This window comes from Chitinophaga sp. YR573 (genome assembly GCF_900110995.1).
Taxonomy (GTDB): domain Bacteria; phylum Bacteroidota; class Bacteroidia; order Chitinophagales; family Chitinophagaceae; genus Chitinophaga.
In genome coordinates, this window is the sequence record NZ_FOJF01000001.1 from 3,090,682 (window position 1) to 3,114,357 (window position 23,676).

Here is a 23,676-nt window from a genome sequence, read left to right on the forward strand (position 1 = left end):
AATTTCTACCCAAAAAAAAAGCATCCACTCAACCGGATGCTTTTTTCATTTGTATCAATCAATAATGTCTAGTGTTCCAGGAAGTCGTTCTCTTTATTACTCTCACCCGCTCTTTTCTCAATATCTTTAAACCATTTGTCTACAGTACCCGCTAAAAAAACAGGTACTTTACCATTTACAAATTCTTTCAGTATCTCAAAAGTTTTTTGTGCCTGCTCATTGGTAAGGCCGGCTTTGTCTTTTAATTCTTGTAACAGATCCATAATTAATAGCTTGAGCTTTAAAGGTAACGAGAATTGAAAAAAGGATGAAATAAATGGTAGGGCGTTGTGATACATATAATATTGTTTTAATTTAATATCTTGTTGTATCAAGCTATACCTACTATGCGCATACCTATCATCTATGGCCGGCACCACTATTGCCGGAAAATTGTTAAGCCCCAGGACCTGGGCATTCTGGCTCCGCTGGGAAATATTGAGCATTTTGAATATACACAACGTTATGGGCATCTGTACTGGATTCCTTTGTTCCCGATCGGGGCTGCCTGGCATGCCAGGGGTAAGGATAACAAATTGTACGAGATAAATGATGCACTGTTATCACATCTGAGCGGGATACGTTCTTCATGGTACAGTCTTTTGATAGCCTTTCTGGGGCCGATTTTAGGATTTGGCGGCTGGGGGATATATTGTGCGAAAGAAGCCTATCACGAGCATGAGTACAAGGTTTACAGGGAGGCAGAAGATGCACGGGAGTATAAGGAGAGAATAGATTACATCACGCATCCGGCTATAAATGACTATTACTGCTTTCATAACGAAAGCCGCGATGAACATGCAAAAGTGCTGGCATTTAATGATACTGCCATCAAATTATCCCATCTCCAGATAAATCCTGCAAAAATGCCTATGCCGCAGGTAATAGCACTGCTTTCAGATACTACAGATACATATTCTGACTGGATAAGCAAACGAACGTTACTGGAGTTGGCCAAACAGGATAAACGGGAGGAAATAGGACTTCTGGGAGAAGGCACCTTTTATGTAGATGGTGTTATCCGGCTGGGAGAACCCATTCTCGAATACTACGGAGCATCAAACATGGACCATTTTTCACTGGGATTGCGGAGCAAGGGGAAAAATCTTACTATTACCTCCCTTACGGGGGCAAGCAGCAGTTATGTACTACCCGATTTATGGGAGTATGATAATAGTCGTTATTTTGAGATGAAAAAGGACCCAGGTGAGAAGTTTGCGTTTAATTTCACCTGTGAAGATGATATGGGAAAAATCTACAAATACCGGGTAAGTGGTAATAAAGATCTTCATTCAGATGTTATAATCACCAAACTACAATAAAAAAGGAAGGCTTCTCCATGGAGAGGCCTTCCTTTTTATAAACGACTTTTATACTTACGCAACTTTCAGCTGCACCAGTGTAGACTTGTCTAATCTTTCTTCTGCATAGGCCCTTGTCAGTACAAAAGTACTTTCATTGGAAGAAGGCAGGTTGAACATCGCATCGCTCAGCACCACTTCACAGATAGAACGTAAGCCACGTGCACCCAGTTTATACTCCAATGCTTTTTCAACGATGTAGTCAATAGCGCCGTCTTCTATAGAGAGTTCTATGTTCTCTACCATGAACAGCTTCTTATATTGCTTTAACAGGGCATTTTTAGGCTCTGTAAGGATCAGTTTCAGTGCGTCTGCATCCAGTGTGTTCAGATAAGTAACAACCGGTAAACGGCCTAATAACTCAGGAATAAGACCAAACGCTTTCAGATCCTGTGAGTTGATATAACGCAGGATATGTTTTTTGTTTTCTTCTTCTTTTTCCTTGTTAACAGTAAACCCGATGGAATGGGTCTGTATTCTGCGGCTGATGATCTTATCTACGCCATCAAAAGCACCACCGCAAATGAACAGGATGTTCTGGGTGTTTACTTTGATCAGCTTCTGTTCCGGATGTTTACGTCCGCCCTGTGGGGGAACCAGTGCTTCTGTACCTTCCAGGAGCTTCAGGAGGCCCTGTTGTACACCTTCACCGCTAACATCACGGGTAATGGACGGATTGTCGCTTTTACGGGCGATCTTATCTATCTCATCAATATATACTATACCACGTTCTGCTGCTTCTACATCGTAGTTACAAACCTGCAGAAGGCGGGTTAAGATACTTTCCACGTCTTCTCCTACGTAACCTGCTTCTGTGAATACAGTGGCATCTACGATGGTAAAGGGCACATTCAGTAAACGTGCGATGGATTTGGCAAGCAGGGTTTTACCGGTACCGGTTTCTCCTACCATGATGATATTGGACTTTTCAATCTCCACATCATCATCACCCACCTGCTGGTTCAGGCGTTTGTAGTGATTGTATACGGCTACTGCCAGGATTTTCTTGGCGTCATCCTGACCGATCACATACTCATCCAGGAATTTCTTTATTTCAACGGGCTTGGACACTTTGGGTACAAAGTGGGAAGGCGCTTTCTTTCCTTGTTGCTGAAACAGCTCCTGCTCTATGATCTCCTGAGCATTTGCAACACAGTTCTCACATATGTGGCCGTCTGCACCAGCAATCAGGATCTGCACTTCATCTTTAGAGCGGTTGCAGAATGAGCAACGTATTTTGGACTCTTTCATAGCTTACAAATGTACATTAAAAGGGGCAAAACATAAGGGAAAAAGGGTACGCCGTACTGTACAGCGTGCCCTTTTTCCCTTACTGGTATACTCCGTATAAGATATTATTGAGGATTATTTTCCTGCTGTTTTCTTGGGTGCTTGCTCAGTACGTCATCGATAATGCCATACTCTTTAGCTTCGTCAGCAGTCATCCAGTAGTCACGATCAGAGTCCTTTTCTACCTTCTTAACGGGCTGGCCGCAATGAGTAGCAATGATTTCGTTCAGCTCTTTCTTCAGCTTAACGAACTCACGGGCTGTGATTTCGATATCGGATGTTTGTCCTTCTGCACCACCATGAGGCTGGTGAATCATTACTCTTGCATGTTTAAGAGCAGTACGCTTGCCTTTAGCACCAGCTACCAGCAATACAGCGCCGAAAGAGGCTGCCATACCGGTACAGATAGTGGCCACATCAGGGGCGATGATCTGCATAGTGTCATAAATGCCTAAACCTGCATAAACGCTACCACCGGGGCTGTTGATATACATCTGTATATCTCTTGTACGGTCTGTAGATTCCAGGAACAGCATCTGTGCTGTAACGATATTCGCTACATAGTCATTCACGGGATCTCCCATGAAAATGATACGGTCCATCATCAGACGGGAGAATACGTCCATGATAGCCATGTTCATCGGGCGTTCCTCGATGATGTTTGGTGTCAGGGCGTTAATCTGATGACGCGTATAACTATCTACTACCAGGCTGCTGATCCCTCTATGCTGGATGGCATACTTCCTGAATTCGTTATTAATGTTCATGATGGTGATGTTTATTGGGTAATTTAGCAAATTCTTCGGCGGTAATTTCCTCTTGCTTTACATTTACCTTATTTTCAGCCCAGTCAAACAGTTTCTGGGTCACCATTTCACGGTAAGTCTGATCTACGAATTTCTCATCCTGCAGCAGGCGCTCCAGGTAGCTGTCCAGCCAGTCTGCACCATCTGTAGCGGAGGCGCCACCAAAATAGCCCATAACTTTCTGTTTGGCGTTTTCTTTCAGTTCATCAAAAGAAACGTCCAGTTTATTTTCGCGGATCAGTTTATCGCTGATGAGTGTCCAGCGTAACTGATGATCAAAACCAGGATATTCTTTGTCAGCTTCTTCGGCAGTTTTTGGTTTTTCACCGCCGGTTTGCAGCCAACGTTTCAGAAAATCTTTGGGCAGTTCTATAGGCGTTTCGTGAACCAGCACTTCGAACAGTTCGTTATGCAGATGGTTCCGGCTTTCGGAATCCCAGTATTTTTCTATTTCTGATTGCAGTTTTTCACGGAAAGCTGCTTCTGTAGTAATGCTGTCAGCAGGGTAGATCTCTTTGAAGAACTCTTCGTTCAGTTCTCTCTTTTCAATTAATCCTACTTTGGTAATACTGAGTTTGAAGTATTTCTTCGCTGCTTCAGCGTCGTTTTCTTCAAAGCCCAGGTCTTTCAGTACCCATCCCAGTTTGTCTCCGTCAAAAGACGTAGCCAGCTGGAATACGATAGAATCACCCAGTTTCTTACCCATCAGTTGTGCCTGGATAGGAGCAGAGAAATATTTTAACAGGAGAGAGTTATCTTTTTTGATACCACCTTCTGTTATGTTACCCTTTGCATCGCTTTCCTCAAACTCTACGTTCAGCACGTTTTCTTCAGTAGTGATGGTTTCAGGTTCGCTCATCTTACCACCTTTCATCTGTAAACGCTCAACTTCTTCGTTGATCATTTCAGGGGTAGCTTTTATTTTATAACGGGTAAGCGTTGTTTTTCCTTCTTCAAGGGGAGTGATATTGAAAGCCGGTTTCAGACCTACTTCGAAACCGAAGTCATAATCAGCAGGCTGGAACTGGTCAAATTTTACGCTTTCACGATCAAGTGGAAGGGGTTGTGCGAAGATCTCCAGTTTCTCGTTCTGCAGGTATCCGGTCAACTCTTTTTCTACAGTTTTCAGTATTTCGTCTGCAAAAATAGCTTGTCCATGCATCTTCTTCACCATGCCTACCGGCACCATGCCTTTACGGAAACCGGGTATATTGGCGGTCTTGCTGAGTTGCTTTACTGCTTTGTCAAAATTCGGAAGATAATCTTCCTGGCTCACTTTCACAGTGATCTTATCATTCAATAAACCGATGTTTTCTCTGGTAACGGTTGCCATAATTGTTTAAATAAATGTTCTTGTATGAAGCAATAATAATTCCTTGTTTTGAATTTCTGCCATGAAGTCACAAAGGCACGAAGGAATGGCAGCTATGTGGGAGTTACTTGGTGACTTAGCGCCTTAATGGCAAAGTTCGATGTAAGCTGTTGTTAAAACACCGAATGCAGAAGGCTTCATCTAATTATGTGTATAGCATTTTAAATTCAGCGTTCTGCATTCAGCATTTTGTGCGGGTGGAGGGACTCGAACCCGCATACCGTGAGGCACCAGATCCTAAGTCTGGCGTGTCTACCAATTTCACCACACCCGCGATCCTATTTATAAGAGCTGCTTAATCAGTACTTAAACATACCGAAAAAGGTCTGCAAAGGTACTGTATTTTATGGATTAAAAAAATGTGCTTCCGGATTTATTGCTTTAGTAACGCGGACAATTGTGCTGAAAAGGCAGTGATATAGGTCCCGTGAGGGTCCAGTGTCGGGTCCAGGATCGTAATATTGATCCCTTTAAAAGAAGGAGAGGCCAACAATGGCTGCAATGTTTGCTTTAATTCCTGGTATGTCAACCCGTCTTCCTGAGGCGAATCTACACAAGGCATAATCTCATTGTCCAGTACGTCCACATCCATGTGAATCCAGAAACCGTCCAGGTTATTTTGCGCTACCATCCTCAGAAAATCTGTCGTAATCCGGCCAATTCCCTGTTTACGGATAGCCGGCAGGTCATAATAATGGACATTGCTGTCTATAATAGGTGCTACATAATCATCATCCAGTTCCCGGTTGCCATAGGCGAAAACAAACTCCTCTGATATATAAGGCCCCTGGTTGTCTATGTCGGAAAGAATGGCAGGCCCGTTGCCGGTAACCAGTGCCAGGTCCATACCTGCCGCTCCGGCAGTGCCGGAATGTTCCGGCAACATATAATCCGTATGCCCGTCTATGGAAAACAGCCCGTACCGGCCGCCGGTGTTTTTAAGTCCCAGGGCATTGCCCAGTACAATACTGCAATCACCACCTATGACCACAGGAATAATCCCCTGTTCCACCGCTTCCTGTACATGAGAGGCCAGCGTCCGGCTGTAGTGGGCAATCGCTTCTGCATTCCGGATCTTGCTTTCCGCATGAATATCCATACTATATGGGGGAGCCGGTACCTGAATGGTTTGGGTAATACCAGTATTATCAGCAAAGCCGGTTTTCCGGAGCGCTTCCGGGAATAGTCTAACACCTGGCTCTGTTCCTGGTTGTAATGATTTTAAGCCTAAGTTAGATGGGGCTTCGATAATAACTAAGTTGCGCATGAAATCAGGTTTGGGTATGACAGATCTTATAAAGATAAATATTCTGAGGATACTGATATTAGCTTCACTATTTCCTGATATAATAGTTCTAATTATATTTTAATGAATTGATAATCAGTAGTAAAAAAGCATCGAAATATTAATAGGTAGTGTTAACCTACTGAGATTCTGTGCATTAGGGTATATAACCCGTATATAAGCTGTATATAACCCCTATATAACAGGTATATAAGCCGTACCTATATAGATAGGGCTTATATAGGGATTATATACTAGTCTATTTACAGCTATAAAAAGTTTACAGGAGAGTTTAGGCTCTTGCTGAGTAGTGTTTAAGACGAGCTTATTAAGTAGAAGTGTTCACCGGGCTTTGGGGTTAGTCCGATCTGTTAAAAAATAAGGGAGACTTTTTAGTCCCCCTTATCTCTAGTCTAATTGTTGCCTGCCTGGCCTGTACCTGAAAAACAAGGATACATTCAATATTATTACCAGCGACGCTCCCAAACATACAGCCGGCCATCGCCCCATATTCCACAATAACAATCCCAATGCAGAGCCACTGGCCCCGCCTATAAAGGTAGAAGTCATAAAGACAGTATTGAACCGGTTCCTGGCTTCGGGCATAATAGAATAGATAATCGTCTGGTTGGTCACCTGTACCGACTGATGACCTACATCCAGCAGGATAATCCCTGTCAGCAGTAGAAAAATCCCGCTGCCCGTAAAATAAAAGGCGGCAAAGCTGATCAGCTCACATATCAGCCCTATTAATATATTTTTCCCGGGATCACGGCCATCACTGATCTTGCCAATCAGAGGGGCCGCTAAAGCGCCTGCCGCTCCGGCAAGACCAAACAGTCCTATCTCGGCCGACTTATACCCAAAGGGTGGCAGCGTGAGGAACAGCACCATCGTTACCCAAAAGGCACTCACTACGGCAAAAGACAAGGCATTTATCAGCGCTGCCAGTCGTAACGCAGGCTGGGTCTTTACATAATGGGCTACAGAAGCCATCAGTTCTTTATAATTACCGCTGAAAGTAGGAGTACTCTTAGGAAAGCGCCACCACATCACCCCCAGCAATAAAGTACAGATGCCTGCTGCAATCAGGTACATTTCCCGCCATCCGTACAAACTGCCTACAGCCCCGCTCAAAGAACGGGAGGCTAATATACCAACCAGCAGTCCGGCCATAATGGAGCCTATCACACTGCCCCTTTTATGAGCAGGTGCCATACTGGCTGCCAGTGGCAGAATAAGCTGGGGTACGATAGAGGAAACCCCTATCAGCACACTGGCAATCTGTAATACAAGAAAACTCGGCGCCTTTGCAGACAGCAACAACGCCAGGATGGTAATAAATGTGGAGAATAATATCTGTTTCCGGCGTTCCAGGATATCGCCCAGTGGTACAAGTAGTAATAATCCTATGGCATAACCGATCTGTGTGAAGTAAGCAACCCTTCCGGCGGCACTCTCCCTGATCCCAAAATCCCTGGCCATTAAAACGATCAGCGGCTGGCAATAATAAATATTGGCTACCATTAATCCTGCGCAGGCCGCCATTATAATGATATCTGTTTTCCCTAAATACTGTTGGTCCATTTTCCTTTATTTACGCGACGGCGCAAAGGTAGGGAAATGTTTACGGCCTTAGCATGTCAACAGCTCCGTTAGCGAGGAAGGATGCACCATAAGCGATACAATCTTCATTAAAAAGTACGCGTGGATGATGCAGGAAATAACCGGCATTATCAGGGTGCTGCGCTCCCAGGAAATAAAACATGGAAGGCACTTTCCGGGAGTAATGCGCAAAGTCTTCCCCTGCCAGGATGGCTTCCGTTTCAATCACATTCGTATCTCCGAACACCTGTTGCAGGCTTTGCTGTAAACTGCCATGTACCTGTTTATTATTGATTACACTTGGCAGATCATAATAGAGATCAAATTTTATCTCCGCATCAAAGGCTGTCATCAAGCCCTCTGCAATCTTCTCAATACGACGGATAATCTCCTGGTAAACATCCAGGTTGAGAGAGCGGATAGTACCTTCAATGACAACCCTGTCGGCAATCACGTTGGGTGCTACACCACCGTTTATTTTTGTAAAGGAAAGTACGGCAGTCTCCGTAGGGGCCGTATGCCGGGACACGATCATCTGTGCAGATTGTATCAGCTGTGCGGCAATCACTACAGCATCCACGCCCAGCTGAGGAGTAGCGCCGGCATGTGTGGCCTTGCCCAGTACATCTATCGTAAAGAATCCTGTACAGGCCAGTGCCGGTCCCAGGGCATAAGAGATCTTACCTACAGGCATCAGTGGATGAACATGCAGCCCCAGGGCCGATTTTACATCATCCAGGTAACCTGCTTCCACTATTTTATGGGCGCCTGTTTTACTTTCAGGATCGCCATTAGGCCCCTCTTCTGAGGGCTGGAAAAGCAGTTTTACTGTTCCTTCAAAGGGAATATCTTTTAGCAGTGTAGCTGCTCCTATAAGCATAGAAGTATGCAGGTCATGACCGCAGGCATGCATTTTACCGCTGTTGGCAGAGCTGAAAGGCAGGCCGGTTTCTTCTTCAATAGGCAACGCATCCATATCCGCCCGTATCGCTACAGAGGGTCCATGGCCTTTGGTGATAGTGCCTATTACCCCGGTGCCTGCAACATCCTTCACATAAGGAATGCCCAATGCATCCAGCTCCCTGCGGACAAGCTGTGAAGTATGTATTTCCTGATAACCTAATTCCGGTTGAGTGTGAATCTGTCTTCTGATACTGATGAGCCGATCTGTAAGTTGCTTATCCATTTTAATGCAGGATTTTGCATTAAGATAAGCGGTTTTTGCGATATTCTCTTGGTGAACAACGGTAGCGCTTTCTGAAAACGGCAGTGAAGTAATTGGCGCCGCTATAGCCGGTATTAAGACTGATATCCTTTATGCTCAGTGAAGTTTGCAGTAATAGTCCCGCCGCTTTCTTCATTCTCAAATGTTCAATATATCCCCTTGGTGATGCCCCCAGTAATTCCTTAAATGCCCGTTCAAAAGTATTGATATGCATTCCCGCCTGTTTACTCAGTTCAGCAATACTGAGCGACTGATGATAATGATTCTGGATGTATATACATACCTGCCGCAGTTTCTTTGCCAGGTCCCCGTTTTGCAGGTACTTAGGTGTAAGCGCATTGAAATAAAAGGTGAGCAGTTCGTTCAGTTTTTCCTGAATGAACGCCTTTCTTTCAGCGCCTTCTGCTGGGCTCAGCCGGATCTCATTCAGTATTTTCAGATCACAGTTATCCATTCGGATAGCAGGTAACATGGTACCCCTGCGTGCCTGTTTTAATTGTTGCTGGTAAATATCTTCAAAGGAGGGATGCCGGGTAATAAACCTGCTGAAGAATGCAGGAGAGAAAGAGATGCAGATCATTTCATAATTCCCTGTTTTTAAATCTGCAATGTTCTGAGATTGAGAAGGAATATAATATACCCCGTACTCTTTTTCTATCAGCATTAATTTCCCCTGTCCCTGTAACCTGCATGGTACATTCCCTTTCAGGATGCAGTACATGACCAGCATAGGTTGGGCGGCAGAAGGGCGTAACCGCACCCTTTCCTTAATAAAACATTGTTGCCAGCTGATAGCCCATTCAGGGTCCCTTATCTCTTGTGTAATGTAACTACCGAAAGGGGCTTCTACATATTTGGTCTCAGCCGGAACAGCAATCCTGTATTGACGGTAATGGTCGGGCAGTTGCGTGGAGACTTTTATATGAGGATGCATTTTTGCAGGTATCCCAAATTGCAGCGCAGAGGGATATTGACTGGAAATCATATTATTCACATATTTAGCCGGTTAAACTGAAAGACTGATTCTGGTTTTTGTAAGTAGCGTACATGCAATTTATAGCGTAGGACTGCGATGGTACTACCTATTGTTAAAATAACACTTAAAACGATCTGCGAAGTATTGTATCCGGGTGTCTTTGTGTACAGCTGTGTCAGGTTATATAAAGGAGCTATGTAAGATGAACGCTATCAGGAAATTGCAATAACTTAGTTAAATTATCATACCCCATAAACACTTCTTACAATGACTACACAACAAATCGCCACTCAGCTGGCCGCGTTATGTGCTAAAGGTGAGTTCGAAAAAGCACAAAAGGAATTGTATGCAGATGATGTAGTAAGTATTGAACCGTTTGCTACTCCTGCATTTGAAAAGGAAACAAAAGGTTTGCCCGCCGTTAATGAAAAAATCAGGCAATTCATGGGTATGGTAGACGAAGTCTATGGTGTGAAAGTGTCGGAACCACTTATCGCCGGCAGCGCAATCGCGTTTACCCTGGATATGGATGTGAAGATGAAAGGACGGGACCGTGAAACGATGTCTGAAGTTTGCGTGTATGGCGTAAAAGATGGAAAGGTTATTTCCGAGCAATTCTTTTTCTAAAAAGTACCAGGAGCCTTTTTAGTTAGTGTCTCCTGATGTCTTAAAGAGGTTCTGACTGGCTTTTGAACAGGATTATCTTACGTTTATCCTACGTCTTTTAACGTAGGATAAACGTAAGATAATCCTGTTCAAAAGCTTAGCAATTGCTCTTCTATTCCTAACCGCTCATGTAAGGAATACTCTCAATACAGGCTATTTTCTTAATTTACGTCTTCCGTATTTAAATCTGTTAATAGCTTATGAAACACTTTTTCCTCCTCGCTTTCTCCTTACTGATAATAGGAAAAATACAAGCCCAGCAAACCCAGAAACCACCTTTACATGGTAAGAACTGGATGGCGGTTACAGGTAAACCTTTGGCAGCTACTGCAGGTGCCATGATTTTCCAGAAAGGAGGCAATGCAGTTGATGCTGCCTGTGCTATGCTGGCTGCTACCTGCACTATGTGGGATGTACTTAGCTGGGGAGGAGAAACCCAGGCCCTCATCTACAATCCTAAAACAGGAAAAGTAATAGCTATTAATGCGCTGGGAGTGGCGCCCACCGGTGCTACCGTAGATTTCTTCAAAGGTAAAGGATATAATTTCCCACCTGAATACGGGCCGCTGGCGGCTGTTACACCAGGTACTCCGGGTGGTCTTTGTTACATACTGGCGGAATACGGTACCCTCAGTTTAAAAGAAGTACTGGCCCCTGCGATGGAGATGGCTGCGGGTTATCCTATAGAAGCACAAACAGCCAACAGTATAGAAAATAATAAACAACGTATTAAGGAATGGCCTTACAGCAAGGCTGTATTCCTTACTCACCCGGGAGAAAAGAGAGAAGCGCCGGAAGCAGGGGAGATCTTTGTGCAGAAAGAATTACTGGCTACATTGACTAAAATGGTAGAAGCAGAGCAGAATGCGCTTCGTAATAAGAAAAGCCGGAAAGAGGCTATCATGGCTGCATATGATCGTTTCTACAAAGGAGATATTGCGAAGGAATTTGTACGTGGTTGCCAGGAGCAGGGAGGTTTGATTACCTTAAATGATCTGGCTAAGTGGAAGCCTATCGAAGAAGAACCTTTACATGTTAATTATAAAGGGATAGAAGTATACAAATTGCAATCCTGGACGCAGGGCCCTATGTTACTGCAAAGTCTCAACATCCTTGAAAATTTTGATCTGAAAGGGATGGGATATAACAGTACCCGTTACATCCATACGTTGTATCAAACGATGAATCTCACTTTTGCAGATCGTGATTTCTACTATGGTGATCCTTACTTTACACCTAAAACGCCTATCACAGGATTACTCAGTAAAGCATATGCAAAAGAAAGAGCAAAACAGATCAATCCTGACAGGAACGATCCGGAAGCTGCTCCCGGAGATCCTTATCCTTACGAAGGAAAAACAAATCCATTTGCACAACTACTGCAACAAAGAAAATCATACACAGATACGACGAATAAAAAGCAAGGTGGATTTTTACCAAAGCATGATGCTGCAAGTCTTAATGCAACTGGTCTGCCTGTTGATCTTAGTTCAAATGGATTGCAACTTTTACATGCAGATACAGAGAACATGCTTGCAGTTAACTCAGACAGCTTATACATGGATCGCTTATGGCGCGGTACTACCAGCGTAGAAGCTGCTGACAAAGACGGCTGGGTAATCTCTATCACACCCAGTGGTGGATGGACTCCTGCCTGTATTGCCGGACATACTGGTGTAGGTATGAGTCAGCGTCTCCAGAGTTTTGTACTGGATTCTGCATTATGCCCTTTCAATGTGATCGCTCCCGGTAAACGTCCAAGAGTAACGCTCACACCTTCACTCGCATTAAAAGATGGTAAACCTTTCCTCGCCTTTGGCGTACAAGGTGGTGATACGCAGGATCAGAACTTATTACAGTTCTTCTTAAACATTGCAGAATTCGGGATGACGGTACAACAGGCCACAGAAGCTGCAAACATCAACACGAACCAGTTGTGGTTATCACTGGGAGGTACTGCTACCAAAGACAGACAACCACGTCCCGGTAATATCCTGCTGAGTAAAAACACCGCAGACAGCATAAGAACTTCTTTGAAAAATATGGGATATATCACCACCTTTGGGGAACGTACCAGCGGTCCGATAAATGCAATACTGATAGATACCAAACATGGTAGCTTATGGGGTGGCAGCAGTAATAACGGAGAAGATTACGGTATAGGCTGGTGATAAAATATAATTATGCTAGAGGTTTTCAGAGATTATATAAACAGTAAAACAAGTATCACGGATGCAGCATTTGAAGTAATTAAATCACTCTGCATTGTAAAGAAACTCCGTAAGAAACAATATCTCTTACAGGAAGGAGATACATGGAAATATCATGCCTTCATCTGCAAAGGGTGTTTACGTGCATATCGTATAGATGATAAAGGAGTAGAGCATACAACAAAATTCGCTATAGAAAATCACTGGACGGGTGACCGGGCTGCATTGCTTTCCGGAGAGCCTGCCAGTTACAATATAGATGCAATAGAAGACAGTGTATTATTACTGATCACAAACGAGAACTTTATTACCATCTGCAAAGAAGTACCTGCTTTTAATGAGATGATCAACACCATCCTGAACAAAAGTTTTGTCGCCAATGAAAACAGGATACATGCTGCCATCAGTTATTCAGCAGAGGAAAATTACCAGAACTTCCTGCGGAATTCCCCGGATATCGCTAACCGTGTACCACAACATATGATCGCTTCCTATCTGGGAATTTCTCCTGAGACACTCAGTAGGATACGAAACCAGGCAGCCAAAAGGCAAAGCTGATGTTCTTGATAAATGTCAATTGTTTTTTTAGTAAATGTCATTGGAGGAGGGACCTCTTTCATCGCAATTTTGTATCAGAAATTCAAACAAACAATTATCTGAAAACAAAAAAATACTAAAATGAAAAAGACAATTTTAATAACAGGAACAAGCACTGGTTTTGGTAAATTGACAGCGATCACATTAGCGAAAGCAGGTCATCATGTAGTGGCTGCTATGCGCGGCACAACAGGTAAAAATGAAGCGGTAGCAAAAGAACTGGGTGCAATACCAAATATAGATGTTGTAGAACTGGATGTAACCAGTGATAATTCTGTACATAAAGCCATACAACAAACACTGGCTAAACATGGTAAGATAGATGTACTGGTGAACAATGCAGGTGTAACTGGTTTTGGTGTACTGGAAGCCTATTCCATAGATAAGGTAAAGGAAATGATGGAGGTAAATTTCTATGGAGTAATTCGCACATATGACGCGGTATTACCTTCCATGAGAGAAAACAGAAGTGGGTTGATCATTAACATCTCTACCGGAGCCAGTGGTTTTACATTACCTTTCATGATCCCTTACTTTGCTTCCAAGTTCGCAGTAGAAAGTATTACAGAAGGATTGCAGGCGGAGTTAAAACCTTATGGCATCGAAAATGTTTCTATTCAGTCTGGCGTATATCCAACCGAAATGAACAACGGTAGCAAGATGGGTGTACACGCAGATAAACCAGAAATTGTAGCAGCTTACGGAGATGATGCGGTGAATGCTGCGAATCAGATGGGCGGTGCGTTATTTGGTAAGATGGCAGAATTCAAGATGAATCCGCAAACCATTGCTGATGGTATCCTGGTACTGGTGAATATGGAAAAGGGGAAACGTCCGTTACGTTATCCTCTGGATGCTGTAGCATTAGGCACCGACGCTGAATTCATCAAAGCAAGAGCAGATATCAAGTCTAAATGGGTAGGCAGCTACGGCTTTAGCCTTTAGTATGCGACTCAAATTGGCTCCGTTAGCCTCGTGTTTGTAGCAAACATGTTAAACAACATAACCTAGACTCCGTTAGGAGTCCCCTGTTAAATTGTTATAAATAGGGGACTCCTAACGGAGTCGATTAAATAGGATATCAATATTTGCTACAAACACGAGGCTAACGGAGCCCAAATAAAGGAAATTTTAAAACTACCACCAATATGGAATTATTCGTAAAGATGGCCTTACAGGCATGGGATGTACAGATAAAGAGAACAGAAAAACTGATCAGCAGCCTTAGTGATGAGCAACTGTTACAGGAAGTAGCCCCGGGAAGAAACAGGGGTATTTACCTGTTAGGGCATCTCATTGCGGTACACGACGCTATGCTGCCCTTATTCGGCCTGGGAGAAAAACTCTACTCTGAGTTAGAAGAACCCTTCATCAAAAATCCTGATAACGCTGGCTTCACAATGCCGGCCATCAAAGACCTGCGTGAACGCTGGACGACTATTCACAACAAGCTGTCTGAAGCATTCAACGCTATGACAGCAGAACAATGGTTACAGCGCCACAACGCGATGACAGATGAAGATCTGCAAAGAGAACCACACCGTAACAAACTGAGTGTATTGATGAATCGTACATCGCACGTTGCTTACCACCTGGGTCAGCTAATATTTATCCGCCGCGACTAAAAACTAAAGGACATAAAAAAAGTCTCACATATTTAATGTGAGACTTTTTACGGGTGGAGGATATCGGACTCGAACCGATCACCTCAAACATGCCATGCTTGCGCTCTACCAGATGAGCTAATCCCCCGAACGAGGTGCAAATTTAAATTTTTTCCTGTAATTGCAAGCATTTCCCTAAAAATCTTTGAAAATCTCTATGATCGCGTTTTTCAGCTCTGACGCTATCAGGGGTTTCCTGAGTAGTTTAACCACCATAGGACTGGCATAAGTACGGTTGAGATCACCATAATCAAGAGAAGAAGAAACCATGATTACATGACATTGTGATTTGATTTTCTGAGGATAACTGTCAAAAGCATCTAAAAAATCAAAGCCATCCATCTCCGGCATTTGTATATCCAGTAACAACACAGTAGGAGGAATCCTGGGCAGGGCAATATTGGAAGACAGGAATTCCAATGCCTTATTTGCATTATTGAAAGCAAGCACAGTTCTGCTGATATGTTGTAGCGTAATCAGCTTCTCGTGCAGCAGAAGATCTACCTCATTATCATCAATCAGAATTACACGCAAATCAGGAATCGAAATCATTTCTATTGGGGATGCTTATTTCAAATTGTGTACCTTCTCCGTATTTGGATTCCACGTTAATCGTACCACCAATCTTATTCAGCGCTTCTTTCACAATATACAATCCTATACCACTGCCCGGTTTGTTATTGTTCTTGGAACGGAAGAACATCTTGAAGATGTTGTTGAGATGTTCACTCAATATGCCAATACCGTTATCCACTATATAAAGAGTGGCCTTATGTGGTTCTACTTTCACAGACAAATTCACTTTCGGATTACTCTCATCCGGTTTCTGATACTTTACAGCGTTGGAGATAAGATTATTGAGGATAACGCTGATACGGAAAGTATCTCCTTTAAAATCTACCGGTTGTTCCACATTCACCTGGAACTCGATAGCCGTATTCTGATGCCGGAATGAACCAATGCATTCCTGTAAAAGGTGATTGAAATCTATTTTCTCGTATTCCACATCCAGGCGGGAATTACGATAGTATTCTATGATCTTCTGAATAAACCCGTCCAGCTTCAGTATACAAACCTCTATCATATTCAGATAACCGTTGGGATCTTCCACAGAATTATCCAGGCGGCTAAGATTGATAATGCCCAGTACAGACATCAGCGGAGAACGAAGATCATGGGAAGTTGAATAGATGAAGCGGTTGAGTTCATCATTAATCTTCTCTAGCTCTATGATTTTTTCCTTCAGTTGCCTGCGCGTCTGATATATTTCAAAAGCATTGTTAATGGTCTTATGCAATTCATGCTCATCCCATGGCTTCTTGATATAAGAGTAAATATGTCCTTTGTTGATGGCATCAATGATGTCTTCCACATCAGTATATCCCGTCAGCAGTATCCTCATGGGATCCGGCAGCGTTTCTTTTATCTCATTGAAGAATTCAACCCCGGTAGAAACAGGCATCTTCTGGTCAGCAATGATGATGTGTACATCAATGCTTTTCAGCAGTTGTTTCCCTTCCTGAGCGGAATTGGCTGTGTAGATCTCATAACTTCTGCGGAACCCCGCTTTAAAAGCATTAAGATTATGAATCTCGTCATCAATGTACAATATCCTGATACGGTTGTCTTTCATCCATTAAGGTTTTATATCGCGGTATTGAGTGCTTTCGGTATATGGGGAACATGTCATAACTGATATGATGGGTTTTATAAACCTGAAATAATGTTCATAGGTAAATATATAATAAATTCCGCACCTTCCCCGGGGCTAGATATCACGTTGATACGTCCATGATGTTTTTCTATTATACTGAATACAATAGAAAGTCCTAATCCGGTACCTTCACCCACGTCTTTGGTCGTAAAGAAAGGATCGAAGATCTTCTCCTTTACTTCCTGTGTCATGCCCGGCCCTGTATCTTTTATGCTGATGACAGCCTGCCCGTTCTCTTCCCTGGTAGTAATGGTGACAAACTCTTCGCGTCCGTCCGAATGTGTTTTGATCGCATTAAAGGCATTCGTGAGGATATTCATGAACACCTGGTTGATCTTACCCGCATAACATTCTATTTTGGGCAGAGTGCCATAATTCCGGGTAATGGTCACATTCTTTGGGATATTGGTGCGTAGCAATACCAGTGTGCTTTCCAGTCCTTCGTGAATATCCACGGACTTCAGATCACTTTCATCCAGCCGGCTGAAAGTCCTTAGTCCTGTTACAATCTCTGCGGTACGTGTTGCGCCGTCTTCTATACCTTTTATCAGAGAAGTGATCTCTTCATGAATATAATCAATATCAATTTCCTGTCTGAAAAGTTTTATATCCTGCAGGCCCGATTTGAAATCTTCGGCATGTTCCAACCGTTCGTATTTGCCCAGCAGGGATTTAATATCCTCTATATCTAATTTTAAAGGCTTGATATTGGACGTTACAAAGTTGATCGGGTTATTGATCTCATGAGCAATACCTGCCGTTAATTGACCCAGAGAGGCCATTTTCTCTTTCTCCACCAATTGTGACTGTGCATCTTTCAGGCTTACAAGCGCAACGTTCAGTTGGTCATTAGCCTGTTGCAACTGGTTAGTCCTTTCATTCACCTTGATTTCCAGGATCACGTTCTGCTCACGTACCAGTCTTTCATTTTCCTTGGATATTTCAAGTGATAGTGCCTGTGAATCTTCTTTTTCCTTCCGGTAGATGTTGATCCTGTAAGCCAGTGCGAACGACAGCAGGGTAACTTCTGCTGCGGATCCTACTTCCAGGGCATAGTAAGTAATGTCATTATAGGGCAGCACATTGAAGTTGCGCATTACAAAGATGATAACACCTGTAAGGAAGATAGACCATGCCACGAGGAAGAACTTCGCCGGCATATAGTTGGTCTTGGCCACTTTATACCCCACAAATATCGCCAGAAAAGATCCTGACAGCGCTACCAGCTCTACCCATATCTGCGCCACGTAATAGTTATTGGCGAACATGGGTACAAGACAGCCGAGATAAGCAATGCTTACAACGCTGAGGAGCTTATGTCCCAGCGGGAACTTTTCCCGGGCATGCAGGAATGATTGTATAAAAATAGCCGCTGTAAGTCCGTTCAGAATAGGTATCAGCACCGTATCATGCATGGCCAGCCAGCTATTGCCAGGGTAGAGGTAGCGGAATGCATAACCGTGCTGGGAAGCCTGGGTAAGGCCCACGCAGATGATATAGGTAACGTAGATCAGGTAACTCCTGTCGCGTACGGAAAAGAAGATAAACAGGTTATACAGGGCCATTACCAGTATAATCCCGCTGTAAATCCCGAATATCAGGTTCCTGAGTGCATTTTTGTTATCGATGAGCGTTTCCGGTCCAAGGAATACGGGCAACTGTACCTGTTCACCTGCTCTGATTTTCAGGTAATAGGTTTTGGTTTCTCCGTATTTGAGAGGAAGGGGGAAAATATAGTTCTGATGATTGAAGATGCGGTATTTGAAAGGCTGAAATTCCCCCATCCTGGTTACTTTCCAGGAGCCGTTCGGTAATGGTTCGTATAAACTGATATCGTCGATAGTAGGATATTCTATTTCCAGTAAGAGGCGTTGTATGGTTGTATTGTTGGTAACAGTAAACCTGGCCCAGTGTGTATAGGGAGTTATCTGCAGGTTAGGAACATCTTCATTCAGATTGGTGAAAGTCTGATTAATTACCTGCTGAAAGGTAAGCTGGTTGGTCTTATCTGTGTACAGGTCCAGCCATTTACCCATCTGGAGTAGTTTGGTGCTATCTGAATAAATGACGGGTACCGATGCCTGGGTATTATGAATGAACAGCGTAACTGTAAGAAGAAACGCAAAAAATGCACGTATAGACATTTGTTCCTTTTGATTAAAAAAGACAGCTGTAAATTATTACTTTTTAATGTTATAAGCTACGTACCTGGTGAAGGTTCGGGACTTCCAGCTGGTAATTTACATCAAAAACACCTTTCGGACCTTTTTCCTGCCGGTGTTGCATGGGAGTTTCCCGTAAAATGTCTATCAACTCTTTTTCTGATGGATCTGCGTTGGGAAGGTTGTGTATATCATCTATCACCATGGCAGTGGCAATGAAGTCGTCTTTGGGATAATAGAAAGTACCTTCATTTCCCAGGGATTTGTCTATCACGGCACCCACGCGTTTTCCCATGCGGGTGGTGATGGGGGCGCAGAGTACATGTACCTGATCTACCGGCAGCTGCGGCATCAGTGCCACGCATACCCGGCAGAGGATCAGGCTGCCGATGCCCATACCGGCCACCTCTTTGGAGTTCCACATCCCACAGATCTCAGCACTGCCTTTACGTACGTATGAATATATGTTCGGGTCGTATTTTCCGATAGCTGTTTCAATGGGAAGCGGCAATACACCGTCTGCTATCTGTACACGGGCACCACCATATGTTTTGGTGCCGGTTTCATCTTCAACTATTACTACTATTGTATTCCTGTGTTGTAACCAATCTATATTACCTGATGTGATCTTTGCTATGCCGAAATGAATTTCCAGCAGTTTGCTGTGGCCTTCATAAAACCGCATACATGCTTCCGGATCATCAGGAGCAACAAAAGCCCGCACATTTATTGTTATACTCATTTGATTTATTGCTTACCTGATCAATTGTTCGAAATCTACATAATACCGCCCGGAACTGCGGAGTTGATCGAGGATAATTCTGCGACAGGTATCTGCTACCATGGCTCCTCCCAGTACTACCGATGATGCAAGCTGAGGCCAGGTGGTAATCGTTTTACCAATTTCCGACAGAGAAAATTTCATTTTGGGTGACATATCTTTCATACCTACCATGGGTCCCAGGATGGGTATCTTTTCTTCTGAGGTAAGGTGTTGGAGGGTAGCCAGGTCCATATCAGGGATTAATCCATGCAATAAGGGTAGTTCCGGTTCCAGGTCAAAACGTTCTATATCCAGCATACCCCGGTCGTTCATCTCCATCACTACTGGTATCTTCAGTTCTTTCGCCATCATGCGGCTGATAATCTTGATATCTATTCCATCACACTCTTCTACCAATATATCCAGCTGGCCGTTGCCAGTCATAAAATCCATCAGGTTCCCCTCAGTAGCACCCTCAGTATAACATTTTACTTTTATAAAAGGGTCCAGCTCTACTATCTCTCTGGCGGCTATTATTACTTTCGACTGGCTCAGGTTATAGATCCCCGTTCTGATACGATTCATATTCGACAGCTCCAGTTCATCAAAGTCGGCCAGCCTCAGCTCTCCGCAAACTCTCTCCATTGCCAAAGTTAAAGCAATCGATTGCCCAACAGATAAGCCGATGATGCCAATTTTCTTCGTTCCCAATATGGCAGCTTCTTCATCTGTGATCTTGTGTTTGTTTCTGCTGGTACGCAGTTCAACAAACTCTTTCTCGTCAAGTATATGTACAACACGACCTGACCATGGGAAGTAAACCCATACACCTACTGCAGATAATGAAGCGTTCCCAAGGAACTCATTTATCTGTTGCTCAGATTCTTCGGGCGTAAGGCGTTTTGTCGGATTACGGATTTTCATCAACTCACTCAGTTGAGAAGAGATCTGATCATATACCTGTATATGTGGTTTAGAGGCAAGCAGGGCTAATAATGCATCGTATTCCTGTTGATTCTTTAATCGGTAAAATACGGGTGTATAATTATCCGGCTCTTTTTGCTGTTGTTTTATATATTCCTCTAATTCTGTCATTTTGCCTGGCATAAAAAATTTATTGAACAATGTACGGGCCTACTGGAATGGTTAGTATGGTATGAAAGAAATACGCGATATAAAGCTGTTGTACAGCAGATATAAAATGTAAAATGTTGTGTTCCGGTATAGTGTTGGCCTGGTAAATAGGCGAGTTAGCTGTTCTCTACATATACCATATAACTAATATGTAGCCTGGGATAAATTATTTTAATTGGTCAAATAAAAAGTTTCACATGAAAGCGTAAGGTAAAATAACAATTAATTTGAAAATATTGTGCAATGAGGCAGTTATTTTATGGATAATCCTTATTTTCTTTCATATACATTATCATAAATTAAAATTTAATAATATTGGTGTAGAATTTGCTGCTTTCAGCATACATCAGTTCTTCACTTTTATTTAATGTCTTTGTATATGCACAAGAGAGAATTTATAAAGCTGGGTGGCCTTGCAGGCGTAGCCGCTTTAATCAATCCAACAGGTATAATCGCAGCTCCTTCAAAGTTACGCGTTTCTGTTAACAGCCCTAAAGCTCCTTTTGAAGTACCCAAGTTAACTTACGCGTACGATGCACTTGAACCTCATATCGATAAAACAACGATGGAGATTCATCATGATAAACATCATGCAGCATATGTAAAAAACCTGAATGATAACATCAAGGGATCTGCTTACGAAAGCCTTACCCTCGACGAGATACTGGCGAAAGTAAAACCGGAAGACAAAGCAATCCGTAACAATGCAGGTGGACACTACAATCACTCCCTGTTCTGGACTTTGCTTTCTCCGCAAAAAACAACACCTTCAGATAAATTGAAAGCTGCTATCACAAGCAACTTCACTTCATGGGAGAAATTCCAGGATACCTTCAATACTGCTGCTAAAACAGTATTTGGTTCAGGTTGGGCATGGCTGATAGTAACACCTGCTAAAAAACTGGCAGTCATCTCTACCCCTAATCAGGATAACCCGTTAATGGAAGGTATCGTGAAAGATCTTGGTACACCTATTCTGGCACTGGATGTATGGGAACATGCATACTACCTGAAATACCATAATGTTCGCCTGGACTATATTACTGCTTTCTGGAATGTAATTAACTGGAACGAAGTAGAAGCAAGATATAATGAAGCATTAAAGGGTTAATACCTGCTGTATATAAAAGCAAAACGCGAAACATTTCAGGTGTTTCGCGTTTTGCTTTTTATTTCCTTTTGAAGAATACAAATCCGTTTTTCTCTCCGATCACGACAAGATTGGGATTAGCTCTCCAGGCATCACTGTCTGTAATACGACAGATGAAATAAGTTGGTTTATCTACCGCCCCGCTCAGCAACCAATCTTTCTTATAATAATCCTTATTGGCAGGAGGTAGTTTTTTGGTATAAAAGAGATGTGCATAACTATGATAACTCAGTACCTGTACGTAATCATCTTTCCCTTCGTGCGACTGGAAAAATTCAATGGCAGCGCCCTGTGAAAACTTTTCAATCTTGGGAGTGAAATGTACAATAGTAAGCTGCATCACGAATATGGTACTAAGGAATAAACACAGGAAACCTGTCTGCATTTTTTTCTGGAACAGCAATACAGCACTTACAATAATCAGCACCATATATCCCGCACCATAAGCCGCTTCCCAGGCCGACCAGGGTACCTGCGCCTGTAAGTTACCCTGCGCAAAACGGTCGCCTATATAAGGGATCAGCACTTCTTTGTACAGACCTACAACAGGTAATAATGTGATGGCAAGTCCCAGTAAAAGACCAATCAGCAGCATTAACACAATATTCCATGCATGCAGTTGCACCTTCTTTTCTGTAATACGGTACAGTTGCCATGCCGCCAGGAAACTAAGCGGGAAATAACAGAGGGAAGAATAGTGTACGATCTTGGTTTCTACAATAGAGAACAGGATCAGCACTACCCAGAATAACACCCACATCCATATTTTGAAATCCTTTATTTCCTGCGATTGTGAACCGCTGTAAATAGACTTGCCCTTACGTCCGCGGATATAGGAGAACAGGAATATACTGGCCGGGAAACAACCCAGTAGTAATACTATCCAGTGATAAAAGAAGGAGCCTCCATGTCCTGCATCCGGAGTGGTGAGCAGTCTTACCTGGTAAATGATGAACTGGTTCACGAACCACCAGCCATGAGAAAGAATCTCGTAACCAAACCAGAGTGCAGTAGTCACTGCGGCACAAAGCACGATAATGCCCAGTTGCAGCAGCCCTATACCGATCTTTCCTTTTTTACAGATCCAGTATATCAGCAGGGTGAGTAAGCTCACCAGTATAGCTACGGGGCCTTTGGTTAATACCGCCAGTCCCAGGCATATACCGCTCAATATAGCCATACGCGAAGGTTTGGTAGTATACGCGATACGGAAAGCAAAATAAATAGCGAGGAAGATGAAGAAGTTGAAAGTAGGGTCTATGATACCCGATTTGAAGAAGAAATGAGGCAACCATGATCCGGCATAAGCCAGCACCCACCATAATCCCAGTTTTGCATCAGCCAGTTTCTTACCAATACCGTAAAGGCAGAGTAGAGTAGCGATACCGATAATTGCATTAGGAAAACGTGCAGCGAATTCATTGATACCAAACAGGTGCATACTACCTGCTTGTAACCATATGAACAGGGGAGGCTTTTCCCAGAAAGGCATAAAGTCTATCTGCACCTGTGAGTAATTATGGCTCACGATCATCTCTCTGGCAGCTTCTGCAAAATTAATCTCGTCCCAGTCAAACAAGTGTACGGCCCCCAGAAAGGGTATAAAAAGGATGGCGGCCGCAATGGCAATCAACAGATATCTCATTCCATTCATTAG

21 protein-coding genes and 2 tRNA genes are annotated in these 23,676 nt (G+C 43.2%); 7 read left to right on the forward strand and 16 right to left on the reverse strand.

The annotated features are described in order from the left end of the window. Positions 1-68 precede the first annotated feature (68 nt). Complete coding sequence (locus tag BMW86_RS13050) at positions 69-263, reverse strand: hypothetical protein (protein WP_089782194.1); 195 nt, start codon at positions 261-263, stop codon at positions 69-71. Positions 264-386: 123 nt separating this feature from the next. Between BMW86_RS13050 and BMW86_RS13055 the strand changes: the two genes are divergently transcribed. Continuing rightward, positions 387-1,361 (forward strand): hypothetical protein, encoded by a 975-nt coding sequence (locus BMW86_RS13055; RefSeq protein WP_089782195.1) that lies wholly within the window; start codon positions 387-389, stop codon positions 1,359-1,361. Between the two features lie 54 nt (positions 1,362-1,415). Here the strand turns inward: BMW86_RS13055 and clpX are convergent, their stop codons facing one another. The 8 genes from clpX to BMW86_RS13095 all read right to left on the reverse strand — a co-directional run bounded on the left by clpX (position 1,416) and on the right by BMW86_RS13095 (position 9,968). Continuing rightward, entirely contained in the window at positions 1,416-2,651 is a 1,236-nt protein-coding gene (gene clpX, locus BMW86_RS13060; RefSeq protein ID WP_089782196.1) for an ATP-dependent Clp protease ATP-binding subunit ClpX, read from the reverse strand. A 104-nt stretch (positions 2,652-2,755) separates the two neighbouring features. Then, positions 2,756-3,457, reverse strand: coding sequence for an ATP-dependent Clp protease proteolytic subunit (locus BMW86_RS13065; protein ID WP_089782197.1), 702 nt, complete (start codon positions 3,455-3,457; stop codon positions 2,756-2,758). Continuing rightward, positions 3,447-4,829 (reverse strand): trigger factor, encoded by a 1,383-nt coding sequence (gene tig / locus BMW86_RS13070; RefSeq protein ID WP_089782198.1) that lies wholly within the window; start codon positions 4,827-4,829, stop codon positions 3,447-3,449. Before tig ends, BMW86_RS13065 begins: the two co-directional genes overlap by 11 nt. A 231-nt stretch (positions 4,830-5,060) precedes the next feature. Next, positions 5,061-5,142, reverse strand: a tRNA-Leu gene (locus BMW86_RS13075). Positions 5,143-5,241: 99 nt separating this feature from the next. After that, positions 5,242-6,135 (reverse strand): arginase family protein, encoded by an 894-nt coding sequence (locus tag BMW86_RS13080; protein ID WP_089782199.1) that lies wholly within the window; start codon positions 6,133-6,135, stop codon positions 5,242-5,244. Between the two features lie 426 nt (positions 6,136-6,561). After that, positions 6,562-7,740: an MFS transporter gene (locus tag BMW86_RS13085; RefSeq protein ID WP_218149140.1), complete on the reverse strand. Its 1,179-nt coding sequence runs from the start codon at positions 7,738-7,740 to the stop codon at positions 6,562-6,564. 40 nt (positions 7,741-7,780) lie between these two features. Further along, the gene (locus tag BMW86_RS13090) at positions 7,781-8,944 is read right to left on the reverse strand and encodes a M20 metallopeptidase family protein (RefSeq protein ID WP_089782200.1); all 1,164 of its coding nucleotides are present in this window, start codon (positions 8,942-8,944) and stop codon (positions 7,781-7,783) included. A 19-nt stretch (positions 8,945-8,963) separates the two neighbouring features. After that, the gene (locus BMW86_RS13095; protein WP_089782201.1) at positions 8,964-9,968 is read right to left on the reverse strand and encodes a helix-turn-helix domain-containing protein; all 1,005 of its coding nucleotides are present in this window, start codon (positions 9,966-9,968) and stop codon (positions 8,964-8,966) included. 258 nt (positions 9,969-10,226) lie between these two features. On the opposite strand from BMW86_RS13095, the gene BMW86_RS13100 reads away from it, so the two are divergent. The 5 genes from BMW86_RS13100 (at position 10,227) to BMW86_RS13120 (ending at position 15,057) form a co-directional block, all read left to right on the forward strand. Next, positions 10,227-10,586 carry a SnoaL-like domain-containing protein gene (locus BMW86_RS13100; protein WP_089782202.1) on the forward strand — a complete coding sequence of 120 codons (360 nt, stop codon included), beginning with the start codon at positions 10,227-10,229 and terminating at the stop codon, positions 10,584-10,586. Positions 10,587-10,825: 239 nt separating this feature from the next. After that, the gene (locus BMW86_RS13105) at positions 10,826-12,796 is read left to right on the forward strand and encodes a gamma-glutamyltransferase family protein (RefSeq protein ID WP_089782203.1); all 1,971 of its coding nucleotides are present in this window, start codon (positions 10,826-10,828) and stop codon (positions 12,794-12,796) included. Positions 12,797-12,808: 12 nt separating this feature from the next. Further along, positions 12,809-13,393, forward strand: coding sequence for a Crp/Fnr family transcriptional regulator (locus tag BMW86_RS13110; protein WP_089782204.1), 585 nt, complete (start codon positions 12,809-12,811; stop codon positions 13,391-13,393). Between the two features lie 120 nt (positions 13,394-13,513). Continuing rightward, positions 13,514-14,377 carry an SDR family oxidoreductase gene (locus BMW86_RS13115; RefSeq protein WP_089782205.1) on the forward strand — a complete coding sequence of 288 codons (864 nt, stop codon included), beginning with the start codon at positions 13,514-13,516 and terminating at the stop codon, positions 14,375-14,377. Positions 14,378-14,580: 203 nt separating this feature from the next. Then, positions 14,581-15,057, forward strand: coding sequence for a DinB family protein (locus tag BMW86_RS13120; protein WP_089782206.1), 477 nt, complete (start codon positions 14,581-14,583; stop codon positions 15,055-15,057). Between the two features lie 54 nt (positions 15,058-15,111). Here BMW86_RS13120 and BMW86_RS13125 read toward each other — a convergent pair. From BMW86_RS13125 to BMW86_RS13150, 6 genes are all read right to left on the reverse strand, one after another. Beyond that, positions 15,112-15,184 (reverse strand) — tRNA-Ala (locus BMW86_RS13125). Between the two features lie 47 nt (positions 15,185-15,231). After that, positions 15,232-15,648: a response regulator gene (locus tag BMW86_RS13130; protein WP_089782207.1), complete on the reverse strand. Its 417-nt coding sequence runs from the start codon at positions 15,646-15,648 to the stop codon at positions 15,232-15,234. Further along, positions 15,632-16,729, reverse strand: coding sequence for a sensor histidine kinase (locus BMW86_RS13135; protein ID WP_089782208.1), 1,098 nt, complete (start codon positions 16,727-16,729; stop codon positions 15,632-15,634). The genes BMW86_RS13130 and BMW86_RS13135 overlap by 17 nt, the downstream gene beginning before the upstream one ends. A 74-nt stretch (positions 16,730-16,803) precedes the next feature. Beyond that, a complete protein-coding gene (locus tag BMW86_RS13140; RefSeq protein ID WP_089782209.1) occupies positions 16,804-18,954 on the reverse strand; it encodes a sensor histidine kinase in 2,151 nt (716 codons plus the stop codon). A gap of 49 nt (positions 18,955-19,003) precedes the next feature. Next, a complete protein-coding gene (locus BMW86_RS13145; protein WP_089782210.1) occupies positions 19,004-19,714 on the reverse strand; it encodes a hypothetical protein in 711 nt (236 codons plus the stop codon). A 12-nt stretch (positions 19,715-19,726) separates the two neighbouring features. Further along, entirely contained in the window at positions 19,727-20,830 is a 1,104-nt protein-coding gene (locus tag BMW86_RS13150; protein ID WP_255372915.1) for a ThiF family adenylyltransferase, read from the reverse strand. 418 nt (positions 20,831-21,248) lie between these two features. Here BMW86_RS13150 and BMW86_RS13155 point away from each other — a divergent pair, with 418 nt between their 5' ends. Continuing rightward, a complete protein-coding gene (locus BMW86_RS13155; protein ID WP_089783669.1) occupies positions 21,249-21,980 on the forward strand; it encodes a superoxide dismutase in 732 nt (243 codons plus the stop codon). 58 nt (positions 21,981-22,038) lie between these two features. On the opposite strand, the gene BMW86_RS13160 is transcribed toward BMW86_RS13155, so the two are convergent. Then, positions 22,039-23,673 (reverse strand): ArnT family glycosyltransferase, encoded by a 1,635-nt coding sequence (locus tag BMW86_RS13160; protein WP_089782212.1) that lies wholly within the window; start codon positions 23,671-23,673, stop codon positions 22,039-22,041. Positions 23,674-23,676: the final 3 nt, after the last annotated feature.